20 protein-coding genes and 2 riboswitches are annotated in these 25,244 nt (G+C 55.9%); of the genes, 18 read left to right on the top strand and 2 right to left on the bottom strand.

Going from position 1 to position 25,244, the window contains the following annotated elements; translation table 11 throughout:
- The first annotated feature begins 151 nt into the window (after window positions 1-151).
- The 4 genes from BMW84_RS09000 (at window position 152) to BMW84_RS08985 (ending at window position 5,296) form a co-directional block, all read left to right on the top strand.
- Window positions 152-1,192 (top strand): NAD(P)/FAD-dependent oxidoreductase, encoded by a 1,041-nt coding sequence (locus tag BMW84_RS09000; protein WP_091066856.1) that lies wholly within the window; start codon window positions 152-154, stop codon window positions 1,190-1,192.
- Between the two features lie 204 nt (window positions 1,193-1,396).
- The gene (locus BMW84_RS08995) at window positions 1,397-2,962 is read left to right on the top strand and encodes a spore germination protein (RefSeq protein ID WP_091066853.1); all 1,566 of its coding nucleotides are present in this window, start codon (window positions 1,397-1,399) and stop codon (window positions 2,960-2,962) included.
- Window positions 2,952-4,166, top strand: a complete 1,215-nt coding sequence (locus BMW84_RS08990; protein ID WP_091066851.1) for a Ger(x)C family spore germination protein — start codon at window positions 2,952-2,954, stop codon at window positions 4,164-4,166. Before BMW84_RS08995 ends, BMW84_RS08990 begins: the two co-directional genes overlap by 11 nt.
- Before the next feature lie 32 nt (window positions 4,167-4,198).
- Window positions 4,199-5,296: a GerAB/ArcD/ProY family transporter gene (locus BMW84_RS08985; RefSeq protein ID WP_091068199.1), complete on the top strand. Its 1,098-nt coding sequence runs from the start codon at window positions 4,199-4,201 to the stop codon at window positions 5,294-5,296.
- A 5-nt stretch (window positions 5,297-5,301) separates the two neighbouring features.
- Here BMW84_RS08985 and BMW84_RS08980 read toward each other — a convergent pair whose 3' ends face one another.
- Window positions 5,302-5,529, bottom strand: coding sequence for a YczF family membrane protein (locus BMW84_RS08980; RefSeq protein WP_091066848.1), 228 nt, complete (start codon window positions 5,527-5,529; stop codon window positions 5,302-5,304).
- A gap of 143 nt (window positions 5,530-5,672) precedes the next feature.
- On the opposite strand from BMW84_RS08980, the gene BMW84_RS08975 reads away from it, so the two are divergent.
- The 5 genes from BMW84_RS08975 to BMW84_RS08955 all read left to right on the top strand — a co-directional run bounded on the left by BMW84_RS08975 (window position 5,673) and on the right by BMW84_RS08955 (window position 10,214).
- Entirely contained in the window at window positions 5,673-6,029 is a 357-nt protein-coding gene (locus BMW84_RS08975) for a (2Fe-2S) ferredoxin domain-containing protein (RefSeq protein WP_091066846.1), read from the top strand.
- Window positions 6,030-6,128: 99 nt separating this feature from the next.
- A complete protein-coding gene (locus BMW84_RS08970; RefSeq protein ID WP_091066843.1) occupies window positions 6,129-6,938 on the top strand; it encodes a GNAT family N-acetyltransferase in 810 nt (269 codons plus the stop codon).
- A 13-nt stretch (window positions 6,939-6,951) separates the two neighbouring features.
- On the top strand, window positions 6,952-7,461 hold the full coding sequence (locus tag BMW84_RS08965; protein WP_091066840.1) for a DNA topology modulation protein: 510 nt from the start codon (window positions 6,952-6,954) through the stop codon (window positions 7,459-7,461).
- 90 nt (window positions 7,462-7,551) lie between these two features.
- A complete protein-coding gene (locus tag BMW84_RS08960; protein ID WP_091066838.1) occupies window positions 7,552-8,715 on the top strand; it encodes an AI-2E family transporter in 1,164 nt (387 codons plus the stop codon).
- A gap of 20 nt (window positions 8,716-8,735) precedes the next feature.
- Window positions 8,736-10,214 (top strand): carboxylesterase/lipase family protein, encoded by a 1,479-nt coding sequence (locus tag BMW84_RS08955; protein WP_091066835.1) that lies wholly within the window; start codon window positions 8,736-8,738, stop codon window positions 10,212-10,214.
- Window positions 10,215-10,312: 98 nt separating this feature from the next.
- On the opposite strand, the gene BMW84_RS08950 is transcribed toward BMW84_RS08955, so the two are convergent.
- Window positions 10,313-11,398, bottom strand: coding sequence for a PstS family phosphate ABC transporter substrate-binding protein (locus BMW84_RS08950; RefSeq protein ID WP_254772902.1), 1,086 nt, complete (start codon window positions 11,396-11,398; stop codon window positions 10,313-10,315).
- Between the two features lie 276 nt (window positions 11,399-11,674).
- Window positions 11,675-11,821, top strand: a riboswitch (FMN riboswitch).
- A gap of 114 nt (window positions 11,822-11,935) precedes the next feature.
- Between BMW84_RS08950 and BMW84_RS08945 the strand changes: the two genes are divergently transcribed.
- The 9 genes from BMW84_RS08945 (at window position 11,936) to ribE (ending at window position 25,230) form a co-directional block, all read left to right on the top strand.
- Window positions 11,936-12,895 carry a DMT family transporter gene (locus BMW84_RS08945; RefSeq protein WP_091066830.1) on the top strand — a complete coding sequence of 320 codons (960 nt, stop codon included), beginning with the start codon at window positions 11,936-11,938 and terminating at the stop codon, window positions 12,893-12,895.
- 152 nt (window positions 12,896-13,047) lie between these two features.
- Window positions 13,048-13,707, top strand: coding sequence for a stage V sporulation protein AA (locus BMW84_RS08940; RefSeq protein WP_091066827.1), 660 nt, complete (start codon window positions 13,048-13,050; stop codon window positions 13,705-13,707).
- Window positions 13,704-14,129 (top strand): stage V sporulation protein AB, encoded by a 426-nt coding sequence (locus BMW84_RS08935; protein WP_091066825.1) that lies wholly within the window; start codon window positions 13,704-13,706, stop codon window positions 14,127-14,129. Before BMW84_RS08940 ends, BMW84_RS08935 begins: the two co-directional genes overlap by 4 nt.
- A gap of 1,431 nt (window positions 14,130-15,560) precedes the next feature.
- Window positions 15,561-17,150 (top strand): spore germination protein, encoded by a 1,590-nt coding sequence (locus BMW84_RS08930; protein WP_254772951.1) that lies wholly within the window; start codon window positions 15,561-15,563, stop codon window positions 17,148-17,150.
- Window positions 17,151-17,273: 123 nt separating this feature from the next.
- Window positions 17,274-18,608, top strand: coding sequence for a diaminopimelate decarboxylase (lysA, locus tag BMW84_RS08925; protein ID WP_091066822.1), 1,335 nt, complete (start codon window positions 17,274-17,276; stop codon window positions 18,606-18,608).
- Between the two features lie 145 nt (window positions 18,609-18,753).
- Entirely contained in the window at window positions 18,754-19,185 is a 432-nt protein-coding gene (locus BMW84_RS08920) for a peptidylprolyl isomerase (protein WP_091066820.1), read from the top strand.
- A 280-nt stretch (window positions 19,186-19,465) separates the two neighbouring features.
- Window positions 19,466-22,807, top strand: a complete 3,342-nt coding sequence (locus BMW84_RS08915) for an LPXTG cell wall anchor domain-containing protein (protein WP_175498711.1) — start codon at window positions 19,466-19,468, stop codon at window positions 22,805-22,807.
- Between the two features lie 238 nt (window positions 22,808-23,045).
- Window positions 23,046-23,210: riboswitch (FMN riboswitch) on the top strand.
- Window positions 23,211-23,436: 226 nt separating this feature from the next.
- Window positions 23,437-24,537, top strand: a complete 1,101-nt coding sequence (gene ribD, locus BMW84_RS08910) for a bifunctional diaminohydroxyphosphoribosylaminopyrimidine deaminase/5-amino-6-(5-phosphoribosylamino)uracil reductase RibD (RefSeq protein ID WP_091066816.1) — start codon at window positions 23,437-23,439, stop codon at window positions 24,535-24,537.
- Between the two features lie 24 nt (window positions 24,538-24,561).
- On the top strand, window positions 24,562-25,230 hold the full coding sequence (ribE, locus tag BMW84_RS08905; protein WP_091066813.1) for a riboflavin synthase: 669 nt from the start codon (window positions 24,562-24,564) through the stop codon (window positions 25,228-25,230).
- The last annotated feature ends 14 nt before the right edge of the window (window positions 25,231-25,244 follow it).

The following is a 25,244-nucleotide window of genomic DNA, read 5'->3' as shown; positions in this document are numbered from 1 at the left end:
CGGAAGTTTTCGGAAGATGCCCTTGTCAGGCGCGCAACTGCCGCGTCCGGCAGGGGCTTTTTTGTCCATTGCCAAAGAGCGGCATTTTCTATTACAATAAGTAAGTAGTAAGTGATAATGAGAATCAATTTCATGAGGAGGACCCGGAAAGATGAACGAGCAACTGGAATTGTACGACGTGACGATTATCGGCGGCGGGCCTGCCGGCATGTATACCGCATTTTACAGCGGAATGAGAGATTTGAAGACCAAGCTGATCGAAGCCAAGGACGAGCTGGGCGGGAGAATGTTGATTTATCCGGAAAAAATGATCTGGGATGTCGGCGGCGTTACGCCGATTCTCTGCCGCAATCTGATCGATCAACTGATCCAGCAGGCACAAACCTTCGATCCGACGATCGTGCTCGGCCAGCAAATTACCGCGCAGGAGCGGCAGGAGGACGGCACCTACATACTCACTTCTTCGACGGGCGAGCGGCACTGGACGCGTACCGTCATTCTAGCGATTGGTTACGGTATCCTGCAGACAGCCAAGCTGGAGATTGAAGGGGCAGACCGGTACGAGGTGACGAACCTTCATTATACCGTGCAAGAGCTTGAACCTTTCCGCGGCAAAAGAGTGCTGATCTCCGGCGGCGGCGACTCCGCCGTCGACTGGGCGAATGAGCTGTCCGGTGTCGCCGAGAGCGTCACCATCGTGCATCGCCGGGAACAATTCGGCGGCCATGAGAAAAACGTGGTGCGAATGAAGGCATCCTCCGTGAGGATCAAGGTTCCGCACGCAGTGACCCAACTGCACAGCAAAGCCGGAACAACGATCGACCAGGTGACGATCACCTGCAGCGAAACGGGCGAAACCGAATGCATCGATGTCGATGCCGTTATCGTGAACCATGGCCTCAAGAGCGATTTCGGCCCGCTGCGCGAATGGGGCCTCGATATGGGCGAATGGTGCGCCAACGTAAGCGGACGGCTGGAGACGAACCTGCCGGCTGTCTTCGCCGCCGGAGACTTCGTCGATTACGACAGCAAGGTCCGGCTGATTGCCGGAACCTTTACCGATGCCGTCCTCGCCCTCAACAGCGCTAAGCTGTATATGGACCCCTCAGCGCCCAAGGCGGCGTACGTCTCTTCGCACAACGACCGGTTCAAGGAGAAAAATAAAGCGCTTGGTGTTGTGGACAGCCATTAGGGTTGCGCCAGTGAGATTTGAATAAAACTTTTGTATTGAGGTAGCAGCGTCCTTCAGCATTTAGGAGGACCGCTGCTTTTTTATTTCCTACACGCGCTCGAAGCAGCGGAGGGATCGCCTCCAATGCAAGAGCGCTCCCCCCGTTCCATATCCTGCATAAACCTCCAGTCTTAGAGGAATAGTAAACCCGAGGAGGTGTCCGTAATGGCCAAGCAACAAACCGATGGAAAGAACGGGTCCAAGGAAGACGGCGGCAAGAAGACCAAGCTGGCCGCGCAAATCGCTCCGAACCTGGACGAGGTCCGGGCAAGGCTCGGCAATAGCCCTGAACTGATTACCCGGGAATACGAGCTGCTGTACACGCCGGTCAAGGTTGCCATCATTTATATGGACGGGATTACCGACAAAGCACTCGTAGAGGATTATATCAATCATGCCATGTCTTTCGAGGAGCTGCCCAGCGGGACAGTTCCATTGGAGAAAGCGGACAGTGTCTTCGAATATATGAAAGTCATCGCCCATAACATCGGCAAAGAGAAAGTGGTCAAAGATGTCGAAGGCTTGATTGAAGCGCTGATCTCGGGCGATACCGTCATCCTGATTGAGGGTATCCGGGAGGCCGTCAGCGCGAGCACGGCGGGCGGCGAAGTGCGTGCGGTAACGGAAGCGACGACGCAGGTTGCCATCCGCGGCTCCAAGGAGAGCTTTACGGAGACGATCAGCACCAACATTGCCCTGGTGCGGCGGATCATCAAAAGCGCGGACTTGTGGACCGAAACCTTTAAGGTCGGGAACGTCACCCGGACGGATGTAACCATTATGTATATGCACGGAATTGCCAGCGACGACACGGTCGCCCATTTGCGAAAAGAACTTAAGGGGATCGACGTCGATTCCATTCTCGAATCCGGCTACATCGAGCAGATTATCGAAGAAAATAAATTCTCGCCGTTTCCTACCATCTACAATACGGAACGGCCCGACAGCGTCGCAGGCAATCTGCTGGACGGACGGATTGCCATTTTTGTGGACGGCACGCCGGTCGTGCTGATTGCGCCGACGACGTTTTTTATGTTTTTTCACTCCGTTGAAGATTATTACCAGCGCTTTGATATCTCCACGCTGATCCGCTTGCTGCGGTTTCTCTGTCTAATGATCTCCCTGTTCGGGCCGGCGGTGTTTGTCGCTGCGCTCAATTTCCATCAGGAGATGATTCCGACGCCGCTGCTGATTAGTCTGGCGGCCCAGCGCGAAGGCGTGCCCTTTCCGACCTTTATCGAAGCGCTGATGATGGAAGTTACGTTTGAAATCATCCGTGAAGCCGGCATCCGCATGCCGTCGCCCATCGGGCAGACTGTATCGATTATCGGCGGCTTGGTGCTCGGGCAGGCGGCAGTGCAAGCGGGCATTATCTCGCCGGCGATGGTTATTGTCGTATCGCTGACGGGGATCTCGAGCTTTGCGACGCCGGCGTTCAACATGGCGCTCACGATCCGGATGCTGCGATTCGTGCTTATGATCACTGCTGCATTTATCGGAATTTACGGGATTGCGGTGTTCTGCCTCATTCTGATTGCTCATTTGTGCAGCCTGCGTTCACTCGGCGTGCCGTTCATGTCGCCGATCGCACCGCTGGTCACGGCCGACCAGAAGGATACGTTTATCCGTTGGCCGCTCCATTTCATGACCTCTCGACCACGGCTGGTCAATAACAATAACCAAATCAGTGTAAAGGGCAAGCTGCCGGGGAAGAAAAAGAATGGGAACTAAAGCGACCGCGCGCATTTGCGCTCTATTGTGCATGATGATGGCGTTGACCTTACTGACCGGTTGCTGGAATTCAAGGGAACTGAACGCACTGTCCATCGTCACCGGGATCGGGGTGGACCTGGAGCCAGAAACCGGCGATTTCAAGGTTTCATTTCAGCTAGTAATTCCCACTTCAACGTCATCAGGCTCTGGATCCGGTTCAGTTTCTCCCAGCAGCCTCATCATTACGGCAAAGGATAAGACGATATTCTCTGCGCTGCGCCGCGCCTCCAAGCAGGTCAGCCGTCAGTTGTTTTTTGCCCATATTCAGCTCCTGGTCATCGGTGAAGAACTGGCCCGCAAAGGTGTAGATAATATATTCGATATTTTTGAGAGATCGCATGAGCTGCGCTTAAACAGCGCTGTCCTCGTATCCAGGGGCCTTGATGCCGAATCAGTCTTGAAAGTGCTGACACCCGTCGAAAGCTTGCCCTCCTTTGGCCTGGTCAATAAAGCCCAGATAAGCTCGTCAGTATGGGGAGAAAACCGGAGAATCAACGTTTTTGACGCGATTCATGCTTATATCGGTGAAGGCGACATGACGATCAATGCCGTCAGCATAAAAGGGGATCCGGAGGAAGGCGCGAAAAAGAAGCAGCTGGAGCAAACAGAACCCTTGGCCGTCTCGTCCATAAACGGTCTTGGCGCCTTTCATAACGGGAAGCTGACGTATTGGCTTAACGGCGCCGAGGCCAGAGGCACCCAGTGGGTGCTGGATAAGATTGAAGAAGCGGTCGTGAATGTAAGCGCCGCGGAATATGGCCAGCCGATTGCCGTCAATGTTTATCATTCGATTTCCGACGTCAAGGTCAAGCTAAAGAACGGAACTCCGGTCTTCAAAGTTCACATCCGAGAAGAGGGAAGCGTGTCCGAAACCGAGGGGTTTATTGATTTAAGCAGCCAGGAGGAGATTGCGAAACTGGAGAAGGCCTTTGAAAAAGTGACGGCGGATGAAATCATGGCGGCGTGGAAAACAGCCCGCGAGCATAAAAGCGACATATTCGGCTTCGGCAACGAGTTAAAGCGCACCAATCCGCAGGGCTGGAAGAAGGTGGAGAAGAACTGGGAGGACTATTTTGCCTCAGGTGAAATAGAACTGCATATCGAGGGCCACATACGCAGTACGGGGATGCGTCTTAAGCCGTATATGAAACCCAGCGAATAAAGGAAGTTTAAGGAAGGCAAGGGGTGTTCGCGTTGAAAAAAGAGGTTATCGGATCTAACCAATTTATCTCCATGATGGTACTGTTCGAACTTGGTACGGCGCTTGTCGTGCCGATCGGGTTGGAGAGTGGACATGCCGTGTGGCTGTCCATTCTCCTAGCGCTGCCTGGGGGAATTCTGCTGTATCTCATATACACAGACTTGTATTCGCAGTTTCCGGAGATGATTATTAGCGGGTACACGCAAAAAATTCTCGGTAAGTACATCGGCTGGCCGCTTAGCCTTTTATTTCTTCCGGTGCTGATGTACAACGGTTCCCGGAATTTGCGCGAAGCGGGGGATTTGCTAATCTCGGCTTCCTATGACAAAACACCCATCTTTATCATCAACGGAATTATGGTTGCCGCCGTCATCTATATTCTGTATATGGGCATTGAGGTGTTCGCCCGTACGGCGGAAATCTACTTCTGGATCATTATGATCATGGGAGTCATCAGTGTCGGCGTCGTTATTATTGCAGGACTTCCGGATTTGCATAATCTGTTTCCCATTCATTTGAGGGAATGGCCGGAAGCTTTTCGCTCGGCTTACCCGAGCATCTGGATTTTTCCTTACGGAGAGCTGGTATGCTTTACGACGATTCTGCCCCTGTTTGCCCATAAAAAAAATGCCAAAAAAGCCGGAATCTTCGCCATCTGTCTCAGCGCGTTCCTGCTCAGCGCGACGCATGCCATTGAGATGGCCGTACTCGGCCTCGATATTTACAGCCGGACAACATATCCGATGTTCACCACTATCACGCTGGTAAACGTCGCGAATTTTATTCAGCGGTTGGATGCGCTCGTTATCCTCACCTTGATCATCGATGTGTTTTTCAAAATGACGGTGTACTGTTATGCGGCAGTGGCGATTGCTGCCGATTTGTTCAAAATCAAGGATGTGCGAAGAATAGTCCCCCCGGTCGTTGTGGTCGTGCTGTTCAGCTCTTTCGTCAGCGCAGAGAATTATCCGAGCCATATGAACGACGGAAAGGTGTTCCTTAAATATATTTTGCCGGTCATGTGCGCCTGGATTCCGATCTTTTTGTTCATCGTTCACCAGATCCGCCGCAAATTCGGCTGGTATAAGTAGGGAGCTCAAGAATGGTTGCTTCCTCTCCGGAGCGTCTTGACGATCCGGATCAAGAGCGGCAGGACAACGTAGAACACCATAACAATGGCGACGCCGGGCGAGGTCGTACTGAACACGTCATAGAACGAATGCAGGGAGGCATGCAGTGGGATCCCGGCAAGTAAATCGACGGCAACGATCAGGATAAAAGTCAACACGGCAAGAAGGACATAGATGCAAAAAATTTTGAACACCGCTTCGTTTCTCCTTTTTTCAGTATTTTTCCGGTCTGCCGGATAGGGTTAGTATTTCCCCAAATAGCAAACCTAACCGGACAGCGTTTGGGCAGGCATACAGGCAGGGTATGTATTAGGTAAAACGCGAAGGCGGGATGAGGATGACCACATGGAATTTGCACGGCACCCGCAGCCATTTGCTGGTGTGTAACGGCAGCAGTTGCAAGAAAGCCCGGGGCGAAGAAGTGGCGGAGGCCATTGAGCGGGAGATTGAAAAGCAGGGCGCCGACAGCCGCATTCATACGACAGTGACGCACTGCAACGGCCGGTGCGCCGACGGCTGTATCGTCATTGCCTACCCGGAGGGCCTATGGTACAAGGACATGACGCCCAAGCTGGGCAAAAAGCTGGTGCGTGGCCTGCTGCAGGGCGAAGCGATGGAAGAGAATCTGCTGTATACATACGATGAGGGTTTGAAGGCTGTGGATGGACGCGGCGCAAAGGGCAAAAAGAAATAAAATATTGCAGGAAAAAACAGCGGCGAATCCGAATATGTAGATTTGAAATATTTGGATAACCTCGGGAGGGCGAAATCTATTACAGGAGGATCACTCTAGATGTTCATATGTTTTGATCCGGACGACCGTATTCTGCGCTGCGAAGCCTTCCAGCGGGATGAGGTCTGTTTTAATTTGATCCACAAAATAGCGGGTCACCCGCATAATATCCGGTTGATGACGCCGGACCGCCGGATGATGTTCGTGCATTCCGCGGGCTTTAACCCGTGGCTGTGGATCTCCGGGGAACTGGAGACGGAGGAGCGCGTGCGGCTCGCGCGTGCGGCGGCCGCAGAAGTAAGCGGAGCAGAGCTGCCGGGCGTCACGGGGACGGAGGAGATAACGGCTGCGTTTGCCGGGGCGTTTTGCGCCGGCCGGGGCGTCACCTATTCCACGCATATGTTGATGGAAGCGTACGCTTGTCCGACAGTCAAGGCTCCGCGGGCGGTGGAAGGCGTACTGCAGGGCGCAGAAAAGACGGATACGACCGTTGTCGCCCGGTTTCTTGCCGGTTTTTGCAAAGATACGTATGGACTGACGAAGGAGGCAGAGCATTTCGCGGCCTACGTGGCGGACCTGGCAGGTTCGGGCAATTTGTATTTATGGGTCAAGGAAGGCGTTCCGGTCAGTATGGCCCATGTTGCGCACCGTTCGGCCAATCATGCGCGAATCAACGAGGTCTACACGTCCCGAAGCGAGCGTAAGAAGGGGTATGCCAGCGCCGTTGTCTCCGGATTATGCGAAACGCTGCTGGCGGAGGGACTCACGCCGATGTTGTACGCAGACAGCGGCAATCCCGATTCCAACGGCGTATACCGGTCCATAGGGTTTGAATGGGTCGGCCGCGTGGCTGATCTGAAGTTCGCGTAAGGGAGAGGGGCATATGAACCGAATTATGATAGCGGGATCCGCGGGAGCGGGCAAGTCCACGCTGAGCCGGCAGCTGGGCGAAGCGCTGCAGCTTCCCGTCGTGCATCTGGATACTTTATACTGGAACCCCGGCTGGGTCGCCAGCGGGGATGAGGAGATGCAGCGGAGGGTCGAAGCCTATGTGGCGTTGGATCAATGGATCATCGACGGAAATTACAACAAAACGTTTCCGATGCGGCTGGAGCGGGCGGATACGATCATTTTTCTCGATATGCCGCGTCCGCTTTGTCTCTACAGGGTGCTAAAACGGCGAATTCAATATCACGGACGGAGCCGGCCCGACCTGACCGAAGGCTGTCCCGAACAGATCGACTGGGCTTTTCTGAAGTGGATCTGGGATTACCCAAAGCGCAGCCGCCTAAAGATTATTCAGGCGATGGAAGCGCAGCAAGGCGTCAAAAACATTATATTCCTGAAAGGACGAAAGGCCGTGAAGGCTTTCCTTCAGGATATCGCCCGCTGAACATTTGACTTGCGCCCCCCGTGTTGACTATGCTTATTACAAACAGGAATAAGTGCGATAAATCACATGTTTAACTGTGGGGGGTTCGGTATGGAGAGGCTGCAAGTATGGCCTGAAAAATTCAAGAAGTTTTTTCTGAATAATAAATTCGTTGTATCGCTGCTCATCATTCTGCTCGTAGGGATCAACCTGCTCGTCTTCTCCAAGGTTCCGTTCATCTTTAAGCCGATATCGGTCCTGCTGCATACGGTAGCTGCGCCGCTGCTGCTTTCGGGCGTCGCTTATTATTTGCTCAACCCGCTGGTGGACCGGATGGAAAGGCGCAGCCGGGTTAAACGGGCGTACGGTATCGTGATTTTGTATCTCCTGATTGCCGGCATTATTACGCTGATCCTGCTTACCGTCATTCCGATGATCCGCGTCCAGCTGCTGGAGCTAATCGACAATTTCCCGAAATACAGCAAGCAGATCCAGGACGAATTTTTGGATTTGACCGGCAGCGAGGTTTTTGGCCATATCCAGGAGAATATCGGCACCGATTTCAGCAGCGTCTCCGGCAAATTGACTACCTGGGGCACGTCGTTCCTCAACAATGCCGCCAGCAGCGTCGGCAACTTCGTCGGTACGCTGACCGAGATTATTCTGGCGCTTGTGACGACGCCGTTCATTCTGTTCTATCTGCTGCGCGACGGCAAACGGCTGCCCGACTATCTGATGCGGTTCGTGCCGACCGCGCTGCAGCCGCAGACGCGAATGGTGATGTCGGAGATGAACAGCCAGGTGGCGTCCTATATCCGGGGGCAGATCATCGTCAGCTGCTGCATCGGAGCGCTGCTCTACATTGGCTATCTGATTATCGGCCTGAACTATTCGCTGGTACTGGCGATCGTAGCGGCTTGTACCGCGGTTGTCCCTTATCTGGGTCCGGCCATTGCGATTACCCCCGCCTTGGTTGTTGCGGCAGTGGCTTCGCCGTTCATGCTGCTTAAATTAGTCGTGGTCTGGACAGCCGTGCAGCTGATCGAAGGCAAGTTTATCTCCCCGCAGATTATGGGCAAATCGCTGCGGGTCCACCCGATTACGATCATATTCGTCATTATATTTTCCGGGAAAATGTTCGGCGTGCTCGGCATCATTCTGGCGGTTCCGGGGTATGCCGTACTGAAGGTGGTCGTTACCCATGTATTTCAATGGTTTCGCTTCCGGTCGGGGCTTTACGAGAAGCCTGCCCCGGAAGGGGAAGAAAGTGTGTAAATTTGGAGAGGATGATACATTTGACGGAACCCGTTGCAACGACAATTTATGGAAAAGTGCGCGGACTCGCGCGTGACGGGATTCGGCTCTGGCGCGGCATTCCTTTTGCCGCGCCTCCGGCCGGAGAGCGGCGCTTCCGCGCGCCGCAGCCGCCGGAACCCTGGACCGGCGTGCGGGACGCGCTGAACTTTAGCGCGGTCTGCTGGCAGCCGCCCAGCTCGAACGGCATCCGGTTCGGCGGCACTCTTCCGGAATATTCGGAGGATTGCCTGTACCTGAACGTCTGGTCGCCTGCGGCAGACGGCGAGACGCTGCCGGTCATGGTATGGATTCATGGCGGCACCTTTATAACCGGCTCCGGCAGCCAGCCGATGTTCGACGGAACGAACATGGCCTCGCGCGGGCGGGTCGTGGTCGTGACCCTCAACTACCGCCTTGGCCCGCTCGGTTTTTTGCATCTGTCCCCGTTCGGCGAGGACCTGTGCTCCAATGCCGGCCTGCTCGATCAGATCGCCGGGCTGAAGTGGGTGCAGGATAACATCGCCGCTTTCGGCGGCGACCCCGCGCGGGTAACGGTATTCGGCGAATCGGCGGGGAGTATGAGCATCGCCGCGCTGCTGGCGATGCCCGAAGCCAAGGGCTTGTTCTCCGCGGCGATTCTGCAAAGCGGAGCGTCCCAATCCCTCAGCGGCGGGCAGGGACGGCATATTGCCGAGGCTTTCCTCACAGAGCTGGAACTGCAGCCGGACGGTGCGCTTGACGCGCTTCACACGCTGCCGGTCGGCGTCATTCTGTCCGCCGCGGCCCGAATGGTCAGCAAGGTCGGCGGGGACTCGCTGGCTCTGCTGTTCCAGCCGGTGCTCGATCCTGCCACCTTGCCGCTGGAACCGCTGGCTGCCGTCGGCGAAGGCTCGGCGGCCGGTGTGTCGCTGCTGATCGGGACGAACCGGGACGAAGGCCACTTCTTTTTCCGGCCGGACCGCGAGGCCGGCAGCTTCGAGTCCGGGCTGCAGGCGCTGCAGCTGATGATGGGCATCCCGAGCCTGGAAGCGCTGGCGCAGGAGTATCCTCGGAACTGGGAAGGGCAGGCGCAGCTGCTGACCGACTTGCTGTTCTGGGGCGGCTCCATTGCGCTGGCGGAGTGCCAGCAGCCTTACGCGCCAGTCTGGATGTACCGTTATGATTGGGCGATTAACGGCCATCCCCTGCTGGATAAAGCCATCCATGCCGCAGAGATTTATTACGTGTTCAATAATCTGCCGCTGCTCGGCCAATACGGCGTGACCGTAACGCCGGAAATGGAGCGGGTAGCGCTGGCGATGCTGGACGCATGGACGTCGTTTGCGCATACCGGCAAGCCGGCGGTCGACGGCGCCGAGTGGCCGCCATATACGGCTAAAGAACGGGCCACGATGATCTTCGACCGGGAGCCGGAGCTGCAGGTCGATCCCGACCCGGCGAAACGGCTGCTGGTGATGGCGGCGCTGCAGAGTCGATAAACTTACAAGAGCTGTGCCGTTCCGCTTATCTTGCGGCTTGCGGCACAGCTTTTTAGTTCCGAAAATCCGTATGGAAGACGGAGCGTTGAATCCGGAAGCTACCGGATCGCCACATACCCGGTCTGCTCCACCAGCTTCTGCCCCTGCGGGGACAGAATCCAGTCGAGAAACGGCTGGATATTCGGATTGGCGCTGCCTGCGGTCACGGCATAAAATTCGGTCACATACGGATATTCGCCGCTGCGGATCGTCTCCGCCGAAGGCGCGATTCCGTCGATGGACAGCAGCTTGATTTTGTTGCTGCGGTTCATCTCCGAGGCGTAGAACAGAAAGCTGAAGCCGAGCGCATTTTTGTAATTGCGGTAGCTGGAGGTCTCCCTGATGATTCCGGCCATCATGCTCGTGACATCCTCATGCGGAGGCGTCATCAGCGTCTCCCCGGCCATGATCTGCTCCAGCCGCGTCTGGCTTCCGCTGTCCGGATTACGCTGGAAGGCGCGAATATGCCCGTCAGCCCCGCCAACGTCTTTCCAGTTTGTCGCCTTGCCGCCGTAGATGTCCTTGATCTGCCGGGTCGTCAGACCGTCCACCGGGTTTTTGCGGTTCACGAAGAATACGAAGGCCTCACGGCCGATCGGCGTCAGCTTCAGTTCGACTCCTTTGTTCTTCGCCAGCTTGGATTGGGCGTACGAAGGCGCAGCGGCAAAAATGATGTCGGCCTCTCCGCTGATCAGCCGGCGGTAAGCTTCGGTTGTCGAAGAGCAGACGACGGGACCGGCTTTTTCATCGTAAGGTTCATAAGTATTTGCCGGATAAACAGCCTGGACAAAGGCAGCATAAAGCGGGTAAAGCGCCGTTGCTCCGTCCAGCCGCGGCAGTTCGCTCCCGATACGGTAGGATGCAGGTTCGTCCAGCCGTACAGCTTTGGTGGGGTTGGCAAAAGGTTGGTATTCATGCAGGTTTACCTCCCGTTCATCCACGCTTCCGAGGCCGTCGATGTAAGCTTCTTTGGCTTCATAGTATCCGGCGGCTGCAAGACAGAGCAGAACACAGCCAAGTGCCGTGAGTACGCGGGTCCGCCGGGCAAACCAACCGAAGATGACGATAACGAGGTTCAAGGCGAGAAGCACCGCTGCCAGAACGACGAGGGAGACATAAAATCGGGCGCCTCCGAACAGCAACACGAAGAAACTTGCGAAAAATGCGCAGAAGGCAATGCCTACACAAGCAAAGACGGACAACGAGAAGCGGCTCCAAAAGTCCCTGGTCAATCGATCCCTACTTTCCATGTGTTAAATTATGGATTTACTAGAATCTATTATAACGTAACGGGGCTAAGAATATGGTGATTTATCGTTCAGCTTGGCATAATTATGAAAAATGTATGGATACTTTCAGTAAAAGCTGGACGAATAGCGAAAACGCAGGTATGCTGATGTTGTGAAAAAAATAACGGAGTACAAGATTCTCGGGGTAAGGTGAAATTCCTGACCGGCGGTAAAGTTCCATGGGAACAAGCCCGCGACTCGCAGCTTTGGCAGCAAGGCTGTGACTGATCTGGTGCAAGTCCAGAGCCGACGGTAAAGTCCGGATGGGAGAGGATCAACGTAGGGACGCCGCTTTTTGGTGTCTTTATTGTCGACGCCCCCGAATGCCATTCCCGGCAATTGGGGGTTTTTTGGTCTCTTGCGAGGTTTTGGCTCACACAAGGAGAATGAAGAATGAGTAACGTAATCAAGTCCACGGCTTCTAAACCGGCTGTACGCGTAGCGCCGATGCGCAGCGGATTCTGGCTGGTCGTCCTGGGAGCGGCGCTGTGGGGCGTCGATCCGCTGTTCCGCATTATTTTGCTGAAATCCCTCACGTCGTCGCAGATCGTCCTGCTCGAGCACTTGGTGCTCTTCGTCGCGGCAGCGCCCGTACTGTGGCGTCACCGGGCGGAATTAAAGGGAATCCGCATGAAGCAGCTCGGCGCGATTTTGGCAGTAGCCTGGGGCGGTTCGGCCATCGCCACCATTTTGTTCACTAAAGCGCTGACCGGCGGAGACCTGAACTCCGTCCTGCTGCTGCAAAAGCTGCAGCCGCTGTTCGCCATCGGCCTGGCTGCGGTGGTTTTGAAGGAGCGCCTGCCTCGCAATTTCGGATATTTGCTTGTCCTTGCGCTGGGCGGTACGTATCTGTTGACCTTCGGCTGGACGCTGCCGTTTGGCAATGTTCATGGCTTTGTGGGCAAAAGCAGCCTTTATGCGCTGGGTGCAGCGGCGCTCTGGGGCGGTTCGACCGTCATGGGCCGTTATCTGCTGGGTTCGATGAAATACGAGACCGTTACTTCGCTGCGTTTTGTCGTCGCTTTGCCGCTGCTTATCGTGATTACCGTAAATGAAGGCAACCCGTGGCAAATTCACGGCGGCGCTGGAACCGGCGCGCTGATCGCTGTGAACCTGCTGCTGCAGGCGCTGCTCCCGGGACTGCTCAGCATGCTGCTGTATTATAAAGGATTAAATACGACCAAAGCGTCTTATGCTACGCTTGCCGAACTCAGTTTCCCGATGGTCGGGGTTCTGATCAACTGGATTGTGTACCAGCAGCTCGTTACGCTGCCGCAGATCATCGGTTTTGCCTTTATCTGGACGGCTCTGTACCTGATCTCCTCGCAGGAGAGCCGGCAGGCTTCGCTATAATCGAATAAATAAACAAGGGATGGATTTCCGGGGGCACGCCGCCAGGAGATCCATCCTTTTTTTGCGTGCACAGAAGGAATGCCCTTCCGGAGTAAAAAAAAGTCTTTCCTCCCATACTATCGATATTCTTACCCGTACAGGAGGGATATGCGATGAACCACCAACAAGGCCCCGTCATTTATATACAGCTCAAAGCCCGGATTACGGTACCTAAAGGCAAAGCCATCTACCTGCGCGATGTGGCCGACTGGATCGCCGAGCCCGAATGGAAAGAACGGTTGAAATCGGTGTTGCTGCAACAACCGAAGCAGACCGACGGTAATTTGATTTTAATCGACCTGCTCAGCATTATCCCGAAGATTAAGGAGCAGGCTCCGGATGCGGAAATTCAGCTGATCGGCGAAGGCCGGTGCATCGTGCAGATTGAAGGGCGGGTGACCCGGAAGCCGTCGATTGCCTTATTCGTGCTCGTCTGGCTGCTGCTGTTCTTCGGATCGGCGCTCACGATCATGAATTTCCATGCCGATGTCAGCATGCAGGAAGTGCATGTGCGGATCGTGGAGATGCTGACCGGGCGCAGGGACGAACATCCGTACCTTTTCCAGGTGGCCTATTCGCTGGGCATCGGATTTGGCATGGTCATCTTTTTTAACCATCTGTTCAAGAAAAAATGGAATGAAGAGCCGACGCCGCTGGAAGTGGAGATGTTCCTATACCAGAAAAATATCGACCAGTTCGTCGTGCATGAGGAGTACGCCAAACGGAAGAGCCTGAAGAACCGCCCCGGCAGCCGGGCGGAGCGTAAGCCATGACGGCTCCCATATCGCTGGGGATACATCTGTTGCTGGGGATTGCCGGAGGCATTGCGGTAGGGGGCGGCGTCATCGCCTTGTTCATCGTACTTGACGTGATCCCCAGGCTGGCTCAGCTGACCTCTTCCTACGATAAAGTGCACTGGTATGAAGGTGCGATGGTCAGCGGATCGCTGCTCGGCACGCTCAGCGATTTCTGGAGCTGGCGAATTAGCGCGGGGCCGCTGGCCGAGCTGGCGGTCGGCTGGTTTGACGGCGTATTCGTCGGTATGCTGGCTGCAGCTTTGACCGAAGTGCTGAATGTGCTGCCGATTCTGGCGAAGCGGCTGCAGATGACGCATTATCTGTTCGGGCTGCTGATGGCGATGGTGTGCGGCAAAGTGGCCGGGTCATTGTTCGATTGGTTTGTTTACCAACATTAATCCGAGGAGGGGTACACATTGGTGCGATATATACACAGCGGCGACCGGGCGGAAGCCGACGACCGGAAACGCGGGGACAATGAGCGTCAGCCCGCAGGGGGCGAAGAGCGGCAAGATATCGAAGCTTCGGCGGAGCTTGGAACCGGCATGAAGGCAAGCGATAGGGAAGAAGACGACGAAAAAGAGGGTCCGGATGAAGGTAGCACGGCGCAAGAAAGAGCGCCGGGCCGGGAGGATGCGGGCTCCGAATCCGGACAAGGGCAGGCCGTGGCAAACGGAGCCCCCGGGATCGGCCAAACCGGCGGCATTCCCGGCGAACTGTCCGTTACCGGAACAGACAAACCGGCGGAAGGGCCGATGCTGTCCACCAACGGCAAAGGTACGGGTGCCGGAAGCGAGGCGGCAGCGGTGAACCCCGGGGCCGTTGCCTTTAATCCGGGCACTGCGAGCAATTCCGGGAGCGCCGCCGGTTCCGGAGGAGCGGGCACTGCTGCGGGTGCCGCTTCCGCCGGCGCAGGAGCGCTGGCGGGAGATCTTGCCGTAAATTCCCGCCTGCTCGATCACGGGCAAGAGCATGCGATCGGCAATGACGACCGCCGGATCGACATGACCGCTCCGCTGGGGCGCGGCAATGCCCAAGGAGCCGGCGGAGATGTTGAGGCGGGCAACGCCGGGGATGCCAGTCCTGACAGCGGCGCAGACCGGCAAAACAACGGCGGAGCTCTCGCATCCCGGGAGGCGCAGTATGACAGCGGCTCCGGGGATGAGGAGCGCGTCGGGGTGGACGCTGTCGGCGGCCAAGAGAGCGGACATCAAGCGTCCCCGGAGGATGATGCCGATGTACGCAGCGTCACAGCCTCATCCACCGATGGTGCGAGACAAAATGCGGGAAGGGCCGACGAGTCGCAATCACGCTCGGGCGGCGGTGCAGAGGAGAACAGTTACCGCGCCCAGGACAGCGGGAATTCCGAGGCGGAAGCCGAGCCGGGTGAATCAGGAACCGAAGAAGGAATCCGCGCCCAGTCCGGAAGTGATGTAGATACTCTAAACGGCACGGAGCAAAACGGCACGGAGCAAAACGTCAACGGTATGGAACGAGGCGGAGCCCAAGATAACGGCACGGAAGACGGGCAAATGGGAAATATGGAGGAACAGGACGACACCGGCTCGTCCTTCAGCGCAGGGGGGCAGGATGCCGAGGCTTCTGATGAGCTGGGAGCCGAAGAATCGCCGCGCGGCGGCTTTTTCGGGTTTCTGCACAGTATCTTCGGGGAAGATGGTTCGGAAGAGGATGAAGAAGCTCCTGAAGGGCAAGGGCCGGATGCGCAGGATGGCAGTCAATCCAAGTCGGAGAAATATTCGGCGAATTCGCAAGAAGTCAGCGGGGAGGGGCAGAAACGCGGCGGCAAAGCGGATCAGAGGGAGATCAGACTGAAGGTAGGGCCATCCGGGGGAGAAGAGGATCAGAAGGCCAAAGATCCGCGGCAGGAGAAGCGGGATGCCGAAATGTCGGATTCGCTTGAGGAGTCAGTGATTTACTGGCAGGGCGAGGATACCATTCCGGACTCGTTAAAGAAGACCAAAGATACATTGACCGAAGTGATCGGCCTCGGTTCTTCGTTTGACCTCGTATTCCGTGAGATGAGGTTTGGCGGGCGCAAAGCGGCACTGCTCTGCATCAGCGGGTTTGCCAACTCGGCAATACTCGATGATATTTTGCGCCGGTTGACCTACTTGACGCCCGATAACGTGGATTCGGACGTCGTTGCCGATTTTGCCAATGAATATATCCCGCATGTGCAGGTGGAGAAAGGCACGGTGCTGAGCGAAAGCATCAACAAAGTGCTTACCGGGATGAGCGCCCTTTTCATCGACGGCGAAACGACGGCAATCATTATGGACACCCGGATGTATCCCAGTCGCAATCCGGATGAGCCTTCCATCGAACGCGTCGTGCGAGGGTCGCGTGACGGTTTTACGGAGACGCTGCTGCAGAACGTTGCCCTCGTCCGCCGGCGCCTGCGCGATCCGGGCCTGAAATACGAAATGCACCAGGTGGGCCGCCGGACGCGGACCGATGTGTGCGTTGCGTACATCGACGATATCGTCGATAAGACGCAGGTGCAGGCAGTGACGGATCAGATCAAAGGCCTGAATATCGACGGCATTCCGCTGGCGGATAAACAACTGGAAGAAGCCATAGTGGCCAAAGGCTGGAACCCGTATCCGATGGTACGATACTCCGAGCGTCCCGATGTGGTCGCTTCGCATCTCATGGAAGGCCGGGTCGTCGTGTTCGTGGATACGTCGCCCAGCGTCATGATTTTGCCGACCACTTTTTTTGATCTGTGCCAGCACGCCGAAGAGAACCGCCAGACGCCGTTTATGGGGACCTATTTGCGCTGGGTGCGGTTTATCGGCATCTTTGCTTCTATGTTCCTGCTTCCGCTGTGGATGTTAATGGTCATTCATCCGGAGCTGAAGCCGCCGATGCTGGATTTTATCGGCCCGCAAAAAATGGCCAAGATTCCGCTGATTGCCCAGTTCCTGATCGTCGAGCTCGGGGTCGATCTGCTGCGGATGGCCGCCGTGCATACTCCGACGCCGCTCGGTTCAGCCATGGGCCTCATCGCAGCCATCCTCGTCGGAGACATCGCTGTGCAGACCGGCCTTTTTGTCAATGAGGTGGTGCTTTATATGGCCGTCGCGTCCATCGGCATGTTCGCTACGCCGAGTTATGAGCTGGGGTTGGCCAACCGGATTGTCAGGCTGGTTCTGCTGGTGGCCGTCGCCGCCTTCGGGGTGCCGGGTTTTGTGATTGGTACTACGCTGCTCATAGTTATGCTGACGATGAACCGTTCCTACAACTCGTCGTATCTGTGGCCGTTTATACCATTTAATGCAAAGGCCATGGGGGAGATTATTCTCCGTCCGCCGGTGCTCAGCTCCAAAACAAGGCCGTCTTTCAACAAAACGAGAGACAACACCCGGATGCCGCTATCCGATGCGAAGAAAAAATAAAAGCGGAAATATACAAATCAACTGCAAATTAGTCCATTCTATGGCGTTCCCTTCGTCTGCTATACTGAATACACTAATTTAGACGAAAGTGGAGGATTCCACGGAAATTGGAGGATTGTGCGAATGTTTTTACACGGGACGAGCCGAATTAACGCTGCCGGGCATTTGGAGATCGGCGGCTGTGATGTTACGGAGCTGAAGGCGGAATATGGAACTCCGCTGTATATAATGGACGAGCAATTGATCCGGCGCCGCTGCCGCGAATACATGGATGCTTTTGCGGCTTCGGGCTTGGGCTTCCAGGTGGCTTATGCCAGCAAGGCATTTTCGATCATGGCGATGTGCCGCATCGTTGACGAGGAAGGGCTGTCGCTGGACGTCGTATCCGACGGCGAACTGTACACCGCGCTGCAGGCCGGCTTCCCGGCGGCGCGCATCCACTTCCACGGCAACAACAAGACGCCGGATGAAATCGAAATGGCAATCGACGCCGGAATCGGCTGCTTCGTAGTCGATAACCTGGTGGAAATGAGCATGCTGCAAGCCATTGCCGCACATAAGGGCGTTACCGTCAACGTGCTGCTTCGCGTTACTCCAGGCGTAGAAGCGCATGCCCACCATGCCTACGCTTCCACCGGCCAGACCGACTCGAAGTTCGGCTTCGACATCGGCAATGGCGCCGCGTATAACGCAGTGCGCGAGGCATCCGCCCAGGCGAATCTGAAGCTGCTCGGCGTTCATTCGCATATCGGCTCGCAAATTTTCGAGACGGAGGGCTTCCAGCTTGCCGTTGAACGCGTAGCCGCATTCACCCGCCAGGTGAAAGAAGAACTAGGCGCGGAATTTACGGTCGTCAACCTGGGCGGTGGCTTCGGCATCCGTTATGTCGAAGGCGACACGCCGCTGGCCGTATCGGAATACGTGGCTGCCATCACCGACGCGGTGAAGACGCATTTTGCCGGCATCGGCGAGAAGCTGCCGCAAATTTGGGTGGAACCGGGCCGCAGCATCGTCGGCGATGCGGGCACGACGCTCTATACAGTCGGAACCAACAAGGAAATTCCGGGCGTGCGCAAATATGTGGCCGTTGACGGCGGCATGACCGACAATCCGCGACCGGCGCTGTATGAATCCAAATATGAAGCGATGCTGGCCAATCGCGCGAACGATGCTACCGAAGAAACGGTATCCATTGCCGGGAAATGCTGCGAAAGCGGCGATATGCTGATCTGGGACGTAGAGCTGCCGAAGGTGGAGAGCGGTGACCTGCTGGCAGTGCCTTGCACCGGCGCCTACAACTATTCGATGGCCAGCAATTACAACCGGATCCGCCGTCCGGCCGTGGTGTTCGTGCAGAACGGGCAAAGCGACCTGGTTGTGCGCCGTGAAAGCCATCAGGACATCATTGCCAACGATATCGTTCCGGAGCGGATCATCAAGCAAACGGTGGCTAAATAAACCGGCAGCACACATCAAACAGGAGCGAGCGGGAGATTCTCCCGCTTGTTTTTGTTTATCGGGGTTACTTTGCTTTGTCCTGCAATTCATAGTAAACTAAAAACTGGTGTTTAACTTCTGCATTTTAGAAAGGGGTCATTTACATATGGCAAAGCAAGCGAAGATTACTCTTGAAAACGGCGGCGTTGTACTGATCGATCTGTTCGAAAACGACGCGCCAAACACGGTCGCCAACTTTGAAAAGCTGGCCAACAGCGGATTCTACAACGGTCTTGTATTCCACCGCGTCATTCCGGGCTTCGTAGCTCAAGGCGGCTGCCCTAACGGCACCGGCACCGGCGGCCCAGGCTACACCATCAATTGCGAAATCAACCCGAACAAACATGAACGCGGCGTTATCGCCATGGCGCATGCCGGCAAAAACACCGGCGGCAGCCAGTTCTACATCACTTACGCGCCGCAGCCGCATCTGGACGGCGTGCACACCGTATTCGGCAAAGTAACCGAAGGCATGGAATACGTGGACGCATTCAAGGGCCGCGACAAAATGAGCACAGTAGAAGTAACTGAAGTTTAATCCATCCGATCCGCTTGTAACAGGAGACGCCGATGATATCGGCGTCTTTTTGCTGTGCTCCTTTATAATTATCAAATATTTAATTTAATTTTTTGAATTTCGTGATTCTACCATTACATGGAAAGGTGATATATGTATATAGGTCATACTATGCCAGCTGTCCATCCAAGGCAGGTCATACATAAACGGAACACCTATGGTTGAAGCCAAAGGGTTTGACCGGCTGCCAGACTGCAATGATTTAATACCCATCATTCACCGAAACGGAGGAACCCCGCAGATGTTGAAAAAGAGAATAAGTGTGGCGCTTGCTTTGCTCCTGCTGTTTGTGCAGGTCGCTTACGGCAATGATTTCAGCCCGCAAGCCAAGGCTGCGGCCATCGAAAACAACGGGAACATCTTGACCAGCATAACGATGTCTGTCTATGGTTCTAACGGCCAGACCGTTACAGACAATGTGTACACGCTGGACGACCAAGTAATCCTTGATTACACATGGGCATTGCCCGATGGCCACAACTATAAGGAAGGAGATTCGTTTACCTTCTCGTTGCCGGCCCAGTTTGCGTTGTTCAATGACATCAGCGGATCGCTTTCATCCGCCGATGGGGATGTTGGCACGTTTACGGTCAACCGTGCGACCCATCAGGTAGTCATGACCTTCAATGACTACATTAAAACCCATGGCAACGTGCAGGGGACGCTGCGGATCGAGACGAACTTCGACAAGCAGACGATTACCGGCAGCACCGTGCAGGAAGTCGTCTTCCCGCTGAACGGCGGCTCGCAGACGGTAACGCTGAAATTCAGGCCGCAATCCGATAAAGCAATCGGCAAAGCGGGTTCTTCACCGGGCTTTAATCCCGACCATCTGGATTGGACGATCGACATCAACAAAAAGCTGGAGACGATCAGCCAACCGGTCGTTACCGATCCGCTTCCAGCGGGGCTGTCGCCAGGCGCCACAGTGACGGCGGCCGTATATGAGCTGGACGTACGGCTCGACGGCACGCTCGTGCAAGGGGCGCTGCTGGATGCCAGCCGGTATGCGGTTTCCGCGGAAGGCGGCGTTATCAAAGTAACGTTTGCCGACGGGACGATCAGCAGTGCGTACCGGATCGCTTTGTCCACACCGATTACGGATCTCAGCCAAACCTCGTTCACGAACACGGCAACCTTGAGCGGCGACGGCCGCGATCCGGAAAGCGCATCGGCGACCGTGGATATTCAGCGCGGCGGAAGCCTCAAGAAGGTGGCGGCTAACTATGAATGGGGCAAACAAACCATCACCTGGGCGCTGGAGTATAACTACGGTGCACAGAATATTCCGGCAGACAACGCCGTACTGCAGGACTGGTTCGATGATACCGTGGAGTTTGTGCCGGGTTCACTGAAGGTCTACCCGGTGACGCTGGATGCAGCGGGCAACGCCACAAAAGGAACTCCGCTTACCGAAAACGCGGATTATACCGTAACCCCGACATGGATGGAAAAGAAAATGGGTTTTGAGCTTAAATTTAACAAAGCGGTGACTTCGCCTTATCGCGTCGAATACAAGACCTCGGCCGCTTATCGCGTGTATAAGGACACAACGGTTCGCAATACCGTGACGGACAGTACGTATACCAGCGAGGCGACTCAGCTTCTCCGTACGGCGATTATCTATAAGACACTGTCCGCGGTAGATTATCGTAACCATACAACCGATTGGAAAATTACCGTAAACGGCGACCGCTACATGATGGCGAGTGTCGTCGTCACGGACAGCTTTCCGCAGGGCGGGCAAAAGCTGGATCCTTCCACCATCGTGATCCGGGACGCCAGCGGAGACGTTGTCGAAGCTTCCTCATACAAGCTGGAATACGCTTCGCCCATCCAGCCGAATGTGGGCTTCAAAGTGAAGTTCCGGAACGTAATCTCTAATCAATACACGATCAGCTACCGGACAGAATTCAATTTCGACTGGATTACCGGCAATACCGACAACTTTAACAATACGGCCCGCGTCGAGTGGACCGATGAATCCAAAATCGTCAAATCTGTGGAAGCGAAGGGATTGTTCATTCCGCGGGCGGAAGCCAAGCAAAACGGCTTCAAGAAAGGGGCTTATGACGCCGCCGCCAAAGAATTAACCTGGACAGTAGGGGTTAATTACAACAGCAAAGCGCTGAATGACGCCGTGGTCAGCGACCCGTTGGGTTCGGGGCAGACGCTGGTGCCGGGTTCGCTCCATGTTTACCCGATGCTGCTTGACGCCAATGGCGATTACACATTAGGAACGGAAGTCAGCACAGGCAACTATACCGTAGATGCATCGGCTGGAAATGCACTGAAGGTTCATTTCACGAGCCCGATCAAGGATCCTTATGTTGTTGTATTCAAAACCAGTCTCGCCGGGCAACTGATCGGCAAGGACGTCAGCAATAAGGCGGTACTGCTTGACGGCGGCAAGCAGGTTTCGAAAGATCTGGTAGCAACCGTGACCATTCCGCATGGCGACGAATATGTCTTCAAGGACGGAGTGCAAGCGGGTGACCGGGTCAATTGGACGGTGCTGATTAACCGCACGCAGTCGCATGTGGCCGAGGCAGCCATTACCGATGAACCGAGCGGCAACCAGCTGCTCGTACCGGATTCTTTCCGGCTGTATAAAGCTGTAGTCGCCGCGAACGGCGAAGTGACGGCGGGTGGTTCGGCGCTGGTGAAAGATACGGACTATACGCTGGAGATCGGCAGCGACAGCAGCGGCAAACAGACCTTTACGCTGCGCTTCCTCCAGCCGATTGACACGGCATATGTGCTGGAATACGAATCCCTGATTGTGGCGGCAAGCGGCGAGAAGCTGACCAATACCGTGAAGCTCACCGGCAGCAACGTGGTTCTGGTGAACAAGGAAACGACGAAGGAACTGATTGTCGGCGTATCCAGCGGCTCGGGTACGGGCAGCGGCGAGCGCGGCTCCCTGACGGTTCATAAAGTGGATGCCGCGAATCCGCAAGCTTCGTTGTCCGGCGCGGTATTTACGTTATACCGTCTGAGCGGCTCGGATCGCGTGCTCGTCGGCACCCGTGCAACCGATACAAGCGGGAATGCGGAGTTCGCCCAGCTTTGGCTTGGCAGCTATGTGCTGACCGAAACGACGGCACCTGCCGGGTATGCGCTGAATGCGCAGGAATATCCGGTTACGATAGGGTCTGCCGCAAAAGTTAATCTGACGGTGACGAATACGGCTCTGCCAGTCTCGACTCCAACCCCGACGCCGGGTCCGTCAACCGCACCGACAACCGGACCGACAACCGCGCCGACGGCAAGCCCGAGTGAAGTGCCGGGCGTTATCATTGACGAGCCGGAGATTCCGGCAGGCGGTCCGGGAGGCTCGGCGACACCGTCGCCGTCCGCGGGAAGTACGCCGCAGCCGGGCGATGTGACGATCACGGATGACGATGTGCCGCAAGGCGGCGTGAAACCCGAAGACGATGACGTAACGGGCGGCGCCGGCAATCCGGCGAAGCTGCCGCAGACCGGCGAAAGCAGCCCTGCTCCGATCTACTGGACCGGCTTCGGCCTGATCGTGCTCGGGCTTGCGCTAAGCCGGATCAGACGCGGACGCCGCGAGGAATAGCCCCGCAATCGAAACAGCGGTTCCCCTAAGCAGGAGAACCGCTGTTTTTTATATACCTATCGTTGTTCTGCTCGGATGTTAATCTTTATTTTGGTTAAAATCCCTAAATGTGGTTCTCAGAACTATAGGTACGGCAAGGAGCTCTTGTGTTTTTTGGGTGAAGGTGGTATATTACCGCTAGGTTAGACCTGCTGAATTTTTAGCAGATTGCCGGGTTATACATCTAACTGAATAGGCATTTATCCTTCAGGGCAGGGTGCGATTCCCTACCGGCGGTGATGAGGCTTGACGGCTGTAAGGCGGTCAGGTCGGCTAAGTCCGCTACCCGTGTCATAGTCATATGAACGGTGGATCCGGTGCAAATCCGGAACCGACAGTATAGTCTGGATGGAAGAAGGAGAGATGAGCGCGCGGTCTGCTGTTAGCGGACAGGGCCGAATCCAGTGTTCTACATGATTATGTGCGAACTTTCACATGCCGTCTTTTTGGCGTGGTTTTTCGTATCATTTTTTTGAACTGCCGGAATAATCTCTTTCTTACCCGTCTTGAACTCCTCCTGGAGATCTAAGACGGGTTTTGTTGTTTTTCATGCGTTTCTACATTGCAGCCCAGAGATCGGAGGTTCTTCTATGGACAAAATGAATGATGAGTTTTACATGTCGCTTGCCTTGGACATGGCGGAACGCGCGCAGGGCCAGACGGGGATCAATCCGGTGGTTGGCTGCGTCGTCGTCAAGGACGGGGTAATGATCGGACTGGGAACCCACCTGCAGCGCGGCGGCGGCCATGCCGAGGTACATGCGCTGAACATGGCGGCGGGCAAAGCCCAGGGCAGTACGGCTTATGTTACGCTGGAGCCTTGCAGCCACTTTGGCAAAACTCCGCCATGCGCCCAGCGGCTGATCGATGAAGGCGTCTCCCGGGTGGTAGTGGCCTGCGAAGACCCGAATCCTCAAGTGGCGGGCCGGGGCGTCGCCCTGCTGCGCGAACACGGCATTGAGGTGGAGGTCGGACTGCTGCGCGGCCGCGCGCTGCGGCTGAACGAGAGATTCATCAAGTATATTTTGACTAAGCAGCCTTTTGTCACCTTGAAGAGCGCAAGCACGCTGGACGGCAAAATTGCCACAAAAACCGGGGACAGCAAATGGATTTCGAATCCTGCTTCCCGGGAGATCGTACACACGCTGCGGCATCGCCATCAGGGTATTATGGTCGGCGTGGGTACAGTGCTTGCGGACAACCCTTCGCTTACGACACGGCTGGAGGTGCCAGGGCTGAATCCGGTGCGGATTATCGTTGATTCAAAGCTGCGCACTCCGCTGGATGCGGCGGTAGTCACGGACAAAGTTGCCCCTACCATCATCGTGACGACGGAGGCGGCCGACCCGGCCAAACGCGCGGCGCTGCTGGAAGCGGGCGTCCAGGTCCTTGTCAGCGGCAGCGGTCCGCGGGTTGATCTGAAAGCGGCAATGGCGACGCTCGGGGAGATGGAAATCGGCTCGATCCTGCTGGAAGGCGGCGGTACGCTGAACGGTGCGATGCTGGAACTGGGTCTGGTGGACAGAGTCATGCTCTTCTTCGCTCCGAAAATCGTCGGCGGCGGGGCGGCCGCGGCCGGGACCTTCGATTTCCCCGGTGTGGAGCTGATGCGCGAGGCGATCGTGCTCGACGGATTGGAAGTCGAAGTGCTCGGGGATAATGTGTGTATCAGCGGCACGCCTGTCCGGTAAGCACGAAGGAGAAGGAGGGATCATATGTTCACCGGCTTGATAGAGGAACTTGGCGTCCTGCGCGGGGTGACCGGCGGAGGCGAAAAGATGGAGCTGAACATCGGCGCATCCCGGATTATGGATGATCTGAAAATCGGCGACAGCGTTGCCGTGAACGGGGTGTGCCTGACGGCAACCGCCCTCGGCAATCAGCATTTTACGGTCGATGTAATGCCGCAGACGTACCGCAATACGAATCTTAAGGATTTGCGTACCGGGAGCAAACTGAATCTGGAGCGGGCGATGGCGGCGGGCGGACGGTTTGGCGGGCATATCGTACAGGGTCATGTGGACGGCACCGGGCAGATCCGCAGCGTCAAACGCGACCAGAACGCGGTGGTATTCGAAATTGCGCCCGAGAAGAAGGCGCTCTTCAAATACATTATTCCGAAAGGCTCGATTACCGTGGACGGCATCAGCTTGACGGTGGCCTGGGCGGAAGGCGAGGGCTTTGCCGTTTCGATCATCCCCCACACGCTCGGCGAGACGCTTCTCGGCTTCAAACGTCCGGGCGATACCGTCAATCTCGAATGCGACGTCCTGGGCAAATATGTAGACCATTTACTGCATTACCGCGCAGAGCCGGGAAACGACGCTGAAGGGCATGATTCGAAGATCAGTGCGGAATTTTTGGCGGCGAACGGATTTTTGTAAGATAAAAAGCATCG

Source organism: Paenibacillus sp. NFR01 (assembly GCF_900111565.1).
Lineage (GTDB): Bacteria > Bacillota > Bacilli > Paenibacillales > Paenibacillaceae > Paenibacillus_AQ.
Note: the sequence above shows the minus strand (reverse complement) of the source record. Positions and strands in the feature narration are given on the sequence as shown.